Annotated in this window: 9 protein-coding genes; 6 read left to right on the top strand and 3 right to left on the bottom strand. The window is 48.7% G+C overall.

Annotated features, from left to right (window positions below; genetic code table 11):
- The first annotated feature begins 1 nt into the window (after position 1).
- The 5 genes from nirB (at position 2) to BGO59_RS34195 (ending at position 8,699) form a co-directional block, all read left to right on the top strand.
- Positions 2–2,536 carry a nitrite reductase large subunit NirB gene (nirB, locus tag BGO59_RS34215; RefSeq protein WP_293691852.1) on the top strand — a complete coding sequence of 845 codons (2,535 nt, stop codon included), beginning with the start codon at positions 2–4 and terminating at the stop codon, positions 2,534–2,536.
- A gap of 62 nt (positions 2,537–2,598) precedes the next feature.
- A complete protein-coding gene (nirD, locus tag BGO59_RS34210; protein WP_080053756.1) occupies positions 2,599–2,952 on the top strand; it encodes a nitrite reductase small subunit NirD in 354 nt (117 codons plus the stop codon).
- Positions 2,953–3,048: 96 nt separating this feature from the next.
- Entirely contained in the window at positions 3,049–4,518 is a 1,470-nt protein-coding gene (locus tag BGO59_RS34205; RefSeq protein WP_293691847.1) for a histidine kinase, read from the top strand.
- A gap of 19 nt (positions 4,519–4,537) precedes the next feature.
- On the top strand, positions 4,538–5,212 hold the full coding sequence (locus BGO59_RS34200; protein ID WP_293691845.1) for a response regulator transcription factor: 675 nt from the start codon (positions 4,538–4,540) through the stop codon (positions 5,210–5,212).
- A gap of 136 nt (positions 5,213–5,348) precedes the next feature.
- Entirely contained in the window at positions 5,349–8,699 is a 3,351-nt protein-coding gene (locus BGO59_RS34195; protein WP_293691843.1) for a fibronectin type III domain-containing protein, read from the top strand.
- 8 nt (positions 8,700–8,707) lie between these two features.
- Here the strand turns inward: BGO59_RS34195 and BGO59_RS34190 are convergent, their stop codons facing one another.
- Both BGO59_RS34190 and BGO59_RS34185 read right to left on the bottom strand, forming a co-directional pair.
- Positions 8,708–9,883: a heparan-alpha-glucosaminide N-acetyltransferase domain-containing protein gene (locus BGO59_RS34190; protein WP_293691841.1), complete on the bottom strand. Its 1,176-nt coding sequence runs from the start codon at positions 9,881–9,883 to the stop codon at positions 8,708–8,710.
- 51 nt (positions 9,884–9,934) lie between these two features.
- Positions 9,935–10,708, bottom strand: a complete 774-nt coding sequence (locus tag BGO59_RS34185; protein WP_293691839.1) for a hypothetical protein — start codon at positions 10,706–10,708, stop codon at positions 9,935–9,937.
- Positions 10,709–10,972: 264 nt separating this feature from the next.
- On the opposite strand from BGO59_RS34185, the gene BGO59_RS34180 reads away from it, so the two are divergent.
- On the top strand, positions 10,973–11,548 hold the full coding sequence (locus BGO59_RS34180) for a hypothetical protein (RefSeq protein WP_293691837.1): 576 nt from the start codon (positions 10,973–10,975) through the stop codon (positions 11,546–11,548).
- A 78-nt stretch (positions 11,549–11,626) separates the two neighbouring features.
- Here BGO59_RS34180 and nagB read toward each other — a convergent pair whose 3' ends face one another.
- A complete protein-coding gene (gene nagB / locus BGO59_RS34175) occupies positions 11,627–13,600 on the bottom strand; it encodes a glucosamine-6-phosphate deaminase (protein ID WP_293691835.1) in 1,974 nt (657 codons plus the stop codon).
- Positions 13,601–13,723 lie beyond the last annotated feature (123 nt).

Below are 13,723 nucleotides of genomic sequence, written 5' to 3'. Positions count from 1 at the left end.
TATGAACACAAACACAATTAAACATGTCGTAGTCATCGGCAACGGCATGGTAGGCTATAAGTTCTGCGAAAAGCTTATCGCCAAACAGAAAAATGAGCATCGGTTTACGCTGACGGTTTTTGGGGAAGAACCGCGCGTTGCCTACGACCGGGTGCATCTGAGCGCCTATTTCGACGGCAAAACAGCCGACGAATTAACCCTGGCGCCTACCGACTGGTATGCCGAAAACGGTATTACACTCTTCCTGACCGATCCTGTCGTGGCTATTGACCGCGAGCGTAAGCAAGTTCGGTCGCATCATGGCGTTGTAGTACCATACGACTATCTGGTACTCGCCACGGGTTCGGGTGCATTTGTACCGCCCGTAGCAGGGGTCGAGAAAGATGGCGTATTTGTGTATCGGACAATCGAAGATCTCGACCTTATTCAGTCGTATGCCCGTAACGCAAGAGCTGGCCTGACGCGTAAAGGGGCCGTATTAGGTGGAGGACTACTCGGTCTGGAAGCGGCTAAAGCTCTGCTCGACCTTGGTCTCGACGAAGCCCATGTGGTGGAGTTCGCCCCGCGACTAATGCCCCGACAGATTGACGACGCCGGATCGGGAGTTCTGCAACGGCAACTGGAATCACTGGGGTTAACCATTCACCTGTCGAAAAGCACGCAACAGATCACGGGTGATGAAGCCATTACAGGTATGCAGTTTGCCGATGGCTCCCATCTGGACGTGGATATGCTCATCATTTCGGCTGGTATCCGTCCCCGCGACGAACTAGCCAAAGCGTCGGGCATCGATACGCATGCGCGTGGAGGCATACTGGTCGATGATTTCCTGCAAACTTCCGACCCATCTATTTTTGCCATTGGCGAATGTGCCGTAGCGCACCATATGATTTATGGTCTGGTAGCGCCCGGCTACGAAATGGCAGAGGTAGTCGCTTCGCGGTTGATGGGCACCGAGAAGGAGTTCAAGCCCTTCGACATGTCGACCAAACTCAAGCTGATTGGTACCGACGTTGGGTCGTTCGGTGATCCGTTTGCCAGTGGCCCCAACTGCCGGACTATTGTGTATGAAAACAAGGCTAAGGGCGTTTATAAGCGTATCAATATCTCGGCCGATGGCAAAGAACTCCTGGGTGGGATTCTGGTGGGTGATGCCGATCAGTACAATATGCTGCTGCAAACCTGCAAGAATAAAACCGTTCTGCCTCCCGATCCCGAAGACCTTATCCTGGGCTCGCGGGGTGGCGAGGAAGCTGGCGCCGGTGTAATGGCCCTGCCCGACGATGCGCTTATCTGCTCCTGCGAGGCTGTTACGAAAGGCATGCTTTGCCACGAAATCGCTGAAAACGGTCATACCTCAATCGATGGCCTCAAAAAAGTAACCAAAGCCTGTACGGGTTGCGGGGGTTGTACGCCAATGGTAAAGGACTTGATTCAGAGCGTATTGAAGCAACAGGGCGTTTACGTCCGCAATGTACTGTGCGAACACCTGGAGTATAGCCGTCAGGAGTTGCTGGACCTGATCAAAATCAACGGCCTGAAAACGTATAATGCCGTCCTGGATCTATTCGGACATGGCGATGGCTGCGAAATCTGCAAACCGGCGGTGGCGTCGATCCTGGCTAGTCTTTGGAACGAGAACATCCTGGAAAAAGGCCGGGCTACCATTCAGGATTCGAACGACCGCTATCTGGCCAACATCCAGAAAGGCGGTACGTATTCGGTCGTCCCAAGAATACCGGGTGGCGAAATCACACCGGATAAACTGATTGTAATTGGGCAGGTAGCCAAGAAATATGGTCTGTATACCAAAATTACGGGTGGACAACGGATCGACCTGTTTGGGGCCCACGTTGGCGATCTACCGAACATCTGGGAAGAACTGATCGCGGCTGGTTTTGAAAGTGGTCATGCGTATGGCAAAGCCCTTCGAACGGTAAAAAGCTGCGTCGGAAGCACCTGGTGTCGGTTTGGCGTGCAGGATTCGGTATCGTTTGCTATAGAGGTTGAAGAACGCTACAAAGGCATTCGGGCTCCGCACAAACTCAAATCGGCAGTATCGGGCTGCACCCGCGAGTGTGCCGAAGCCCAAAGCAAGGATTTCGGCATTATCGCTACTGAAAAAGGCTGGAATTTGTACGTATGTGGTAATGGTGGCATTAAACCGCAACACGCCCTGCTGCTGGCATCCGATATCGATAAGGCAACCTGCATCCGCTACATCGACCGCTTCCTGATGTTTTACATCAAAACGGCCGATCCACTTACCCGAACCGCTACCTGGCTCAACAAAATGGAAGGCGGCATTTCGTACCTGAAAGCCGTTGTGGTGGATGATGTGCTGGGTATTGCCGCTGATCTGGAACGCGAAATGCAACAGTTGGTCGACACGTTTATGTGCGAATGGACCGAAGTGGTGGAAAACCCTCACCTCCGCCAACGCTTCGCCCATTTCGTCAACGCGCCCGAACAAAAAGACCCGGCGGTTCACTTCGAGTCCATGCGCGATCAGAAACGAGCCCGAGAATGGGTGTAGTTAATTGTCATTTATCGTTTATAGCAAAGACCGCCTAATGACCACTTAATGACTTTTAAAAAATGGAAGCTATTTCAATACATCAGGATAAACAGACCTGGCATGCTGCCTGCCGGGTTGAGGACATTCCGGCCGATGGGGGCGCTTGCGCCCTGATTGGCGGACGGCAGATTGCCATTTTCAATTTTTCGCGTCGGGGCGAATGGTACGCTACCGATAACGAATGCCCACACCGTCAGCAGATGGTTCTTTCGCGGGGTATGATCGGTAGTCAGGGCGACGACCCTAAAGTGGCCTGCCCATTTCACAAAAAAACATTCTCCCTGAAAAACGGCCAATGCCTGAACGACGATGGATACCGGATCAACACATTCCCGGTAAAAGTTGAAAACGGCATTGTCTATATTGGTGTGTGAAGTGTACGGTATTCGGTTTACGATGGGCTGACGCAAGCATTGCTTTCGCACCATCTATCGTAAACCGAATACCGTAACCTGTAAAACAACTCCCCTATGTACCAACTCGACCAACAGGTAGCCCGCCGATTAACCCGGTTTTATGTGATCGCCCTCACGGTCATTGCCATGCTATCGTTGGGTGGTCTTTGGTTTATCAAACGCACATTAAGCAATCACTACGACGATGGGCGGGTGGTCAATGTAGCCGGGCGACAACGAATGCTTAGCCAGCGACTTACCAAGCTGGCCATTCTCAGGGCAGAAGGAATAGCGGCAACGGATACGGTTTCATTCGATTCACTGCTATACGACTGGCACCAGACCCACGACCAGCTACGGCAGGGAAAGCTCCAGATGGAAAAAGAATATGCTGTTCGAAAAAGTGCAACCCTCGACAGCATGTTTAACCACATCGAGCCCTATTTTCAGGCGATGTATCAGGGCTTCAGCCGCATCAGTTTAGCAGAACCCATTGGCCGAAAGGAAGCGTTACCCATCATACTGCAAAATGAGCTTTCGTTTCTACAGCAAATGGATGCAATTGTTTTTCAGTTCGATACCGAAAGCTTCCAGCGGGTTCGCACACTCGAACGCATTGAGTGGCTACTAACCATTGCTACCGTATTGACGCTGCTGATTGAGGGGTTGTTTATTTTCCAGCCCGTCGTCAATCATACAAAAGCCGTTATCAGCCGATTGGCGAAGTCCGAGCAGTCGTTACAGCGAACGAACCAGCGGCTGGAAATCGCCAATCACGAGTTGGAAGCAACGAACCAAAATCTGGCCTATACCAATCAAAAGTTACTCGATACTCAACAGGAACTGGTTCGTACTACCGAAGAAAAATACCAGCTCATCCGCGCCGAAGATCGGGTCCGGTCGGCGGCCCTGCTGGAAGGCCAGGAAGAGGAACGGCGTCGATTTGCCCGCGAGCTACACGATGGCATTGGCCAGATGTTGACCGGCATAAAACTCCATGCCGAAAAGCTGAAATCCATCTCACTGGCCGATGAGAAACAACGTCAGCGATTTGCTGAGCTTTGCGACCTCATTGCCGATATTATTCAGACCACGCGCCAGGTATCGTATAACCTGATGCCTTCTACCCTGAGTGATTTCGGTTTAGGCCCAACCCTGCAATTATTAGCCGAGCAAACCAGCCGATCATCGGGCATCGATATTACGTTCAATGGCCCCCGCGATGCAGCCCGATTAAACCCGACCATGGAGATCGGATTGTACCGAATTGCGCAGGAGGCCTTACACAATGCCGTAAAATATGCCAATGCCCAGTCTATTCGTATCAATCTTCAACAGGATCGGCATAAATTAGCACTTTCCGTTCAGGACGATGGCAAGGGGTTTATGTTGAAAGCGGCTCGTTCCTCGGAAAAATCGTCGCTGATCGTTAATGGCCTGGAGAATATGCGGACCCGCGCCCAGCTTCTCAACGGAACCCTGACGATTCAATCTAAACCCAAAAAAGGAACAATCGTCGAAGTAATCATCAACGAACTAAGCTAAATCTATAAACTCAAACGCTATGTCGATACGCGTTCTGGTCACCGACGATCATTCTGTAGTCAGAAAAGGCATTCGAATGCTATTGGAAGACGAACCTGATATTCAGATCGTTGGCGAAGCCTCCGACGGCGATGAAGCTGTTGCCCTGCTATCGGGTGTCGATACAGATGTCTTACTGCTCGACATTACAATGCCCCGTATGTCGGGAATCGATACGCTGAAAGTTGTATCCGAAAAATACCCCAGGGTTCGGACGCTGATGTTCAGTATGCACAACAATCCCGACTATATTCTGAAAGCCGTTCAGCATGGAGCCGCCGGTTATTTACTGAAAGATACCGGGCAGGAAGAGATTTTGAAGGCGGTACGAACCGTAGTCGATGGCGATCTGTACTACCCACCGAATGCATCATCGGTTATCATCCGCCATCTGGTATTACCCAATTCAATTCAACGAAAAAATGAGGTGAGTGCCACTACCCCAAAAGGCCCGTCGATCTGGAACAGGATTACGGCCCGGGAAGCTCAAATTCTTACTTGCCTGATCGACGGTATGAGTAGCCCCGAAATTGCGGATCGGTTCGGCATCAGCCCGAACACTGTAGCCAACCAGCGGGCAAGTATCATTCGAAAGGCGGGGGTAAAAAATACCGTTGACCTGATCCGGCTCGCGCTGGAAGACAAAAACCGATAGTCAGGTTTAGTATAAATTCCATTTATCCACTAGATGGTATAGTATAGTAACCTTTTAGTAAAAAAAGTTATTTTAATAGTCGAACATATCTAAATAGCATGGGCATACGAATAGAAAATTAATCACACCTACACCTGTGAAGCTTACGCTTACCTATTTCCTATTGAGTGGGCTGTTGCTGTTAACCGTCTGCATTTCCTCTCTTGCTCAAACGACTACTCAGCCTACCTTGCCTTTGTGTGGCATTACAGAACTTACCCCTCAACAGGCACAGGCTCTCACGAAAGAAGCGAACCAGGCTCTTGAAAAAAAACGCGCGTCTGGAGCCGTCTTCAATACGATAACGTATATTCCAATTCGTCCGCATATTGTTCGTCGGAGCGATGGCACCGGCGGGTTCAGCATGGCCAGTCTGAATCAGGTAATGGCACTCACCAACAGCTATTATTTACAGAATGGATATGGTATCCAGTTTTACTTCGCTGGTGATACTCCCGATAACATCAATGATGACTATCTCTATAACAACGGTATCATCTATGGAGATGGCAATGCCACCAATGCCCTAAACCAATATTATGTACCATTCATATCATCAGGAGCGGGAGGCTATGCTTATTATCCATCCAATGATCTTATTTCGACTCGCTCGGTCATTGCTGTTGGTGGTTTTGAAACGGAAGATGACTTGGGTAACCGACTAATTCCACATGAACTGGGTCATAATTTTAACCTTATTCACACGTTCGGTCAGAATCCTGGTAATGGTACGCTTGGTTCAGGAGTAACAACAGAGTTAGTTACGCGGGGCGTCGGAGCCAACTGTACAACAGACGGTGATCTGGTTTGCGACACGCCTGCTGATCCGTATAATATATCGGGAGCCAACTTGCTCTATGTCAATGGCTGCCCACAATATGACCCCAGCAGTACAGCCCGAGATGCCAATGGCGATGCCTATTCGCCGTCTATTACCAACATCATGTCGTACTACTTCCCCTGCATACACAACTTTACAGCTGGTCAGTATGATCGTATGCAGGCAGGATTAGCTTTACGACAAACGCATACAGCCTATACACTCAAGGCTCCTCCGACGGTTGTAACAGCACCCAGCAATCTGACGGGCAGTATTGGTGTTAATTCTGTCGTACTAACCTGGCAGGATAACGCCAGCAATGAAATGGGCTACTTTATTGAGCGCTCTACGGCAGCCACAACTGGTTTTGTACCCATTGGCGGTGTGGGACCTAACGGAACGACATTTACGGACACAAAAGTCTCATTCCAGTCTCAGATCATTTATTATTATCGCATACGCCCCTCCAATACCACTACCGGTAGCCTGAGCCCAACGTTAAGTCTATCGGTTACTCCACCCGTAGTCACTGGGCTCACGACAACCAGTATCACGGCTAATAGTGCGCAATTGAACTGGAACAGCCTGGGTACTAATGTTGCTTATGACTTACAATGGAGAGCCGTAGGAAGTGCAAGCTGGTATACCTACACCTATTTGTATTCAACAAATTTCAGCCTGTATGGACTCGACACGAAAACCGCCTATGAATGGCGGGTAAAGGTATCCGCTGGAACGACGTACTCGCAACCAGCCAGCTTTACCACCACCTGTCCAACGCCGACCAACCTGAGCAGTTACACGTACCAAAGCATAGCCTATCTGTACTGGAACAGCTATAACGGACAAACCTATACAATGCAATGGCGCCCGCAGGGTAATACTGACTGGACATCGGTAGCGGGCATAGTTAGCGGTTACTATTCGTTAACAGGCTTAACCCCTGCTACTGTCTATGAGTGGCAGGTTCAGGGCACCTGTACCACATCACCTCAATATACAACCGCCTTCTCTTCGCCCCAATCGTTTACAACATTATCATGCCAGTTGCCGAACACCATTTATACACCCGATGTTTTCTCGACTTCAGCCCGACTGTATTGGTATGATACTTACCAGGAGTCGACCAAAACGTATGATATTCGCTACCGGGCAGTGGGAACATCCGACTGGACAACCATCAGTATCTTATCTGGTTCTTCTTATTTAATAAACGGGTTAACCTATAATACGTCGTACGAGTGGCAAATCAGAAGTAATTGTTCCCCTACCCAAAGCTCTACCTTTTCTTCGTCCTATTCCTTTACTACAACCTGTCGCGTACCCAGCTATTTATCCAGTTACGTGACCGCAACAAACGCTCAATTATACTGGTCGTCCTATTATGCGCTGGAAGCGGGAAGCACGTATGATCTTCAATATAGGCCATCTGGCGCTACCAACTGGATTACGATCAGCAGCCTAACCACTACTGCTTATTCGCTCACAGGCCTGACAACAAACGTTACCTACGAATGGCGTGTTCGGACAAGATGCTCGGATACGGCTCAATCCGATTACTCAGCCATTTTTACGTTTACGCCTGTCTGTACGGTTCCCTCGTCGTTATACATCAACCAGCTATCATCCTCGTCGGCCCAACTGGTCTGGTATGGAACTTTCGACAGTGGTACCCGATTCGATGTACGTTATCGTCCCGTTGGTAGTCCAACCTGGGCAACCCTAACTAGTATTACCATAACATCAGCTAGCAGTGGCTCCTGCGTGATCGCAGGCTTAACCAATGCCACTCAGTATGAATGTCAGGTCCGGTCAGTCTGCTCCGACACGGAAAGCTCAGCCTTTACAGCCAGCCAAAACTTTACAACCCAATGTCGGGAACCTTCAATGTGGATAACGGTACAATTTACATCTGCTTCCGTATACTGGTCTGCAACCGGCCCCGATGTTGTCTATGAAGTACGATACCGAAAAGTGGGCGTCAGCGATTGGACCATCCTGAGCAATCTGTCATCAACGAGTGTATCGCTAACTGGGCTCCCCACCAATACCCAATTTGAAGTACAAAGCCGAACATCATGTACCAATGGGGTATATAGTAGTTTTACCAGTTCAATTTATTTCTCCACCTTTTCCTGCACTCCACCCTATGGCTTATATGTCAGTAATCGGACAGCTACCGCTGTTCGATTAAACTGGTCGTTATACTACGCAAACAGCGACACCCAATACGAGATTCGGTATCGGATTGCCGGAACAGGTAGCTGGGCACTAGTTGGTAATTTGACCACCACGAACGGATATGGCTATACAGACTTAACCAATTTAACCAGCGATGCACAGTATGAGTGGCAGATCAGAACACTTTGTTCGGCCACTGAAAGTTCGGCCTTTTCGTCATCATCCTTATTCACCCTTTGCCCACAAATGTATACCCTCTATAATGGCAACTGGAATGATGCATCTATCTGGTCGTGTGGTAGGATACCAGCTGCCGGCGATATTCTACAAATCAAGCATACTGTGTACATGCCGTCTGGCCTAATTGGTACTGCTTTACGCATCGGATTCGATGCTGGTAAAACGCTCAATTATGGCACCAACGCCCAATTAAAGCTAGACCAATAAGCGCATGATCAAACTTTAATGATCACATGCTTACGATAGAGCCACCACAGAATCCCAAACCAGATGAGCACGAAGGTCAAGGCTCCGGCTAGTGAGGCATTGGTCGGATTAGTAAAGGGAGGAGCAATAAGTGTTCGATAGAGGTATTCTTTAAGGCCAACTTCTGTTCTGTCGGGTTTGGTCACGTGAATTAGATTCATGATGCGTGGAATCAGCCCTGACAGGAAGAAAACAGTAATGGCATTAACCCCAAAAGCCACAAACGGTAATATAATCCAGCGATAGTTTTGGGCTTTAGCCTGTCCATCAATCAGCCAGTAACACAACGCCAGAACCAGCATAGCCAGACCACCTGCCAGGAGCACATACGAACTGGTCCATAACGCTTTGTTGATTGGAAAGAACCCATTCCATACTAACCCACCAAACAGGGTCAGACAACCCACAGCGAAAAGCCAGGCCGCTTTTTCGGCAAACGGTCGATTCGTTTGCAGCCAGGTTCCAGTCAGCATACCTACTATACCCGTCCCTATAGCCGGAACTGTACTGAATAGCCCTTCAGGATCCCATACTTTGGCAGGCTTATAGACGTGGGCAGGGGTTAGAATGATGCGATCCAGCCAGGCCGCCAGGTTAGTCTCTGGTTCCAGGTTGGCATAACCGACCCCTGGTACGGGAATCAACGTTATAGCCAGCCAATAGCCAATTAATATACTGATCAGGATGTAAAACTGTTGGCGAGGACTGGTTTTCAGAAAGATCAGCGAGCAGACCAGATACACAATGGCAATCCGCTGTAAAACGCCCAGAACTCGAACCGTCGAGATATCAAACTTCGGAAAAAAATTCAGAAACAAGCCCAGCAGAAACAGCGTTGCACTTCGCTTTATTACTTTCTGAATTACGCCCTGTTTCGCCTTTTGCTCATCCCGACGGCCTAAAGCAAACGTAATAGAAACGCCTACAATAAACAGGAAGAACGGGAAAATCAGATCGGTGGGTGTCCAGCCATTCCAGGCAGCATGTTCCAGTGGTGCATAGATATGCCCCCAATCACCCGGATTGTTCACCAGTATCATGGCGGCTACCGTTAAGCCACGGAAAAAGTCCAGCGAAAGTAGTCTACCAGATGGAGTTGCAGCACGTGATTGTGTATCAGGAATGGTCGCTACAAAAGGTTGCATAAGCTTCGTATAATCTAATCTCTCGAAGATACAACAAGTATGCGGAACGAATCAACTAAATACCTTTGCCAGCTTTTTTTCCAGGTCTTTTTCCAGCTTCAACAGCCCTTCCGCATTTGGTAAATAGGTTAGTGCTCTGTGATGCCGTAAATCGAACGGAATATCGCTTACCGATTGCGTAATGGGAATAACCAGTTTACCCAGCGTATGGGCAACGCCCGTCTCGTAAAACACATTGGGATTTCGGTCGGTGAAGTCGGTTATAACGGCCTGAGCCGTAAAAATCAGATCGAACACATCCTGAATCAGAATGCTATTATCCCAGATATCATCGGCACGCTGGCAATCAACTCCAAGTTTGGAACATACATTGCGAATGGCGGCATAGGTTCCTGAAAAACGGCTTTCGAACGGCATCATAACGGCCAGAGCATTACTACTTACAGGCCTATCAGGAATTCGGAACACATCGGGCGCAAAGGTTATGACACGGTCGGGCACACTCGCCTGAATGGTCGAAATAAAATCTGGAATTGTACGGGCAGCCCGGCCAAGCAGCGCCTTCTTGGTTTCGACGAATCGCTCAATTTCGTATAAATTACTTGCGCTTTCGCTCATCAACTTAGAGAGTACCTGTAGGCTATTCCCCTCATAATCATCATCTTTAAAATCCAGGCTACGCAACAGACGAGGGTGGTCTTCGATCAGTTCCAGGCTATCCGTCAGGTAGGCTACTTTAATCCAGTCGGCTTTTGTAAAATGATCAACTATAAATTCATGTAAGGCAAATAATCGAAGCGTTTTCTGTTTGTTCTGTCTGGTCATCTTTCTAGTAATTACCCAATATAATATAAGTACAATATATTTTACAATTATATTCAAAAACTATATTATAACAACTACTGCTTTCACAATTTAAATTTTTGGCACGCTGCCATCCACAGCTTGTCTGTTATTGCCTATTCATCTCAACTAGAGTAAATGATACTTCACTACCCGTTTAGATTGCCCTGCCTGTTATCATTCCCCGAAAACGATTTTCCAGTTCTATCTTTGTCTATACATTAGGTAATAGCGCTTTTGGATCACATGGATTTTAACCAGGAATTAGTCAATCAGAAACGTCAATTTCTTATCAGTGCAAACGCTGGTATTTCATTACCAATAGCGGGTGCTATTTACTGGGTGGCCTTAGCCGTTGCCGGTTTTTATTTAAAACCGAGCCAATGGACACTCCTGGCTTTCTGCACCAGTGGTTTACTTTTCCCATTGGGTCTTGCCTTGCAAAAGCCATTCAAATCAAATTTGATGGTAAAAAATCCGTTGTCAGGGCTTATTCCCTACGCACTTTTTTCCATGATGCTGAGCTGGGGAATCATTATCCCGGCCAGCAGCATCGATAAATCACTAGTACCCTTGTGCCTGGCAATTGGCATGAGTATCCACTGGCCTATTATTGGCTGGCTGTATGATAGTAAAGCGTGCCAATTGCATGCCTTGCTCAGAACAATCGTTGTCGTTACCTGCTGGTACACACTTCCTGGTCTCCGCTTTACCCTGCTTCCACTACTTGTTTCTGTGCTTTACGTGCTGACGGTAATTGGCCTTACGATAGAGGTCGCCCAAGCCAGGAAACAGGCGGATAAGGCTCCTCTTTGGACGTAGTTACAGCATTTACTACCGCGAGCATAAAAAAGCCCCTCCTTTTGCTGTGAGGGGCTTTTTATTTAAAACTTTATTGACTTAAAACCGCCAGCGGACAAAGGCTTCCATGGCTTCGTATTCGGCAAGGCCGAGTCGGTTATAAAGACCAGCCGTTGCGCTGTTCCGTTCTTCGGCCCGCTGCCAGAATTCCCGCGAATCGGTACCCTGGTACACCACGCCATCTTTCTGCGACTGGTGTTTGAAAATGCCCAACCGCTTTTTCATCACCTGATCGGGCGACATCGGTACAGCCATTTCGATTTCGTGAATATCCCACTCGGCCCAGGCACCACGATAGAGCCACACCCAGCAGTCTTTCATGAAATTCTTATGCTTTAAGCGACGAACCGCTTCCATAACGGCATCCAGACAGACTTTGTGCGTACCGTGTGGATCGGCCAAGTCACCAGCCGCGTAGATTTGATGTGGCTTAATTTTTTCAATTAAGTCCATCGTAATCTTAACATCTTCCTCACTGATTGGCTTTTTCGCTACCGTTCCGGTTTCGTAGAAAGGCATGTTCATAAAGTGGGCATTCTCAACGGGAATCCCCACAAATCGGCAGGTCGATTTAGCCTCGCCCATCCGAATAAGCCCTTTTACATAGCGTACTTCGGGGGTATCGACTTCACTATCTTTCTTCTCGCGCAATGAAGCAGCCGCATCATGGAAAATCCGGGTAGCTTCCGGGCTATTGATACCAAACTTCGCGTTGAAATCAACGACATAATCCGCAAAACGCAGGGCTTCATCATCTGCCACCGCAATGTTGCCCGAAGTCTGATAGCCTACATGAACTTCATGCCCCTGATCGCGCAGACGCTGGAAGGTACCACCCATCGAAATAATATCATCGTCGGGGTGCGGGCTGAAAATCAGACAACGCTTGTGTGCCGGCAATGCCCGTTCAGGACGATTGGTATCGTCGGCATTGGGCTTGCCACCGGGCCATCCCGTAATGGTATGCTGAAGCTGGTTGAAAACGTCGATATTGATGTCGTATGCCTGACCATACTGAGCCAGCAGGTCGCTCATCCCATTATCGTTGTAATCCCGGTCGGTCAGTTTCAGAACAGGCTTACCTAACGTCAATGACAGATGGGTGACAGCTTTTTTCTTCATTTTGTTGTCCCAAACAACCGAATCCACCAGCCAGGGTGTCTTCATACGGGTCAACTCCGATGCAGCCGCTTCGTCGATCACAAACAAGGAGTTTGGATGTGTCTGCAGGTACGATGCCGGATTCAGCTCCGTAACGAGGCCTTCTACGGCACCTCGAATAACGGGCGCTTTTCGTTCACCCCAGGCCAGCAGTACCACCCGACGGGCACTCAAAATACTCGCAACCCCCATCGTAATCGCTTTCCGGGGCGTTTTGGCGAGACCACCAAAATCAACCGATGCAGCAGCCCGTGTCGAGTTATCGAGCATCATCAAACGGGTATGCGAGTTAATGAGCGACCCTGGTTCATTGAAACCAATGTGGCCATTACCGCCGATACCCAATAACTGAAAATCCAGACCACCTGCCGCTTCGATAGTCGCTTCGTACTGTTTCGAAAACTCAGCCACTTTGTCGGTACGGACAGTACCATCGGGAACATGGTAGTTACCCTGTGGAATATCGACATGATCGAACAACTGTTCCCGCATAAACCGCCAATAGCTCTGCAGTGAATCAGGCTCCATAGGGTAATATTCATCCAGATTGAATGAAACCACATTACGGAAACTCAGTCCTTCTTCCCGGTGCATCCGAATCAGCTCGGCATAAACCGTTTTGGGCGATGAGCCGGTTGCCAGTCCCAGTACGCAGGGTTTCCCTTCGCTTTGCTTCTGGCGAATCAAATCAGCAATTTCCTGCGCCACTGCCCGCGATGCGTCTTTGGCATCAGCGTAGATATGGGTTGGAATTTTTTCATACGTGATGGCCGATTGAATAGGGCCACCTGAGGGTGATGCACCCGACAATAAGCCGTCTGTATTGTCGAGAATAGTTGACTCCGTGATCATGCGTTATGCGGAGAAAGATGGTTTAGCGAGCCGCAAATGTCGCAAAAATTTAGGCAGTTTGCACCACTTATAGGGCACGAGGCAAAGTTTTTTAAATTTTTTAATAACTAAAACCGCCTTATC

It is taken from the genome of Spirosoma sp. 48-14, assembly GCF_001898575.1.
Taxonomy (GTDB): domain Bacteria; phylum Bacteroidota; class Bacteroidia; order Cytophagales; family Spirosomataceae; genus Spirosoma.
This window is presented reverse-complemented; position numbering and strand designations above follow the sequence as displayed.

What these genes read in the sequence shown, in the direction of transcription:
- BGO59_RS34190 (WP_293691841.1), bottom strand. Translation starts at nt 9,883, where the DNA reads ATGCAACCTTTTGTAGCGACCATTCCTGATACACAATCACGTGCTGCA.
- BGO59_RS34205 (WP_293691847.1), top strand. Translation starts at nt 3,049, where the DNA reads ATGTACCAACTCGACCAACAGGTAGCCCGCCGATTAACCCGGTTTTAT.
- BGO59_RS34180 (WP_293691837.1), top strand. Translation starts at nt 10,973, where the DNA reads ATGGATTTTAACCAGGAATTAGTCAATCAGAAACGTCAATTTCTTATC.
- BGO59_RS34200 (WP_293691845.1), top strand. Translation starts at nt 4,538, where the DNA reads ATGTCGATACGCGTTCTGGTCACCGACGATCATTCTGTAGTCAGAAAA.
- nirD (WP_080053756.1), top strand. Translation starts at nt 2,599, where the DNA reads ATGGAAGCTATTTCAATACATCAGGATAAACAGACCTGGCATGCTGCC.
- nagB (WP_293691835.1), bottom strand. Translation starts at nt 13,600, where the DNA reads ATGATCACGGAGTCAACTATTCTCGACAATACAGACGGCTTATTGTCG.
- BGO59_RS34185 (WP_293691839.1), bottom strand. Translation starts at nt 10,708, where the DNA reads ATGACCAGACAGAACAAACAGAAAACGCTTCGATTATTTGCCTTACAT.
- nirB (WP_293691852.1), top strand. Translation starts at nt 2, where the DNA reads ATGAACACAAACACAATTAAACATGTCGTAGTCATCGGCAACGGCATG.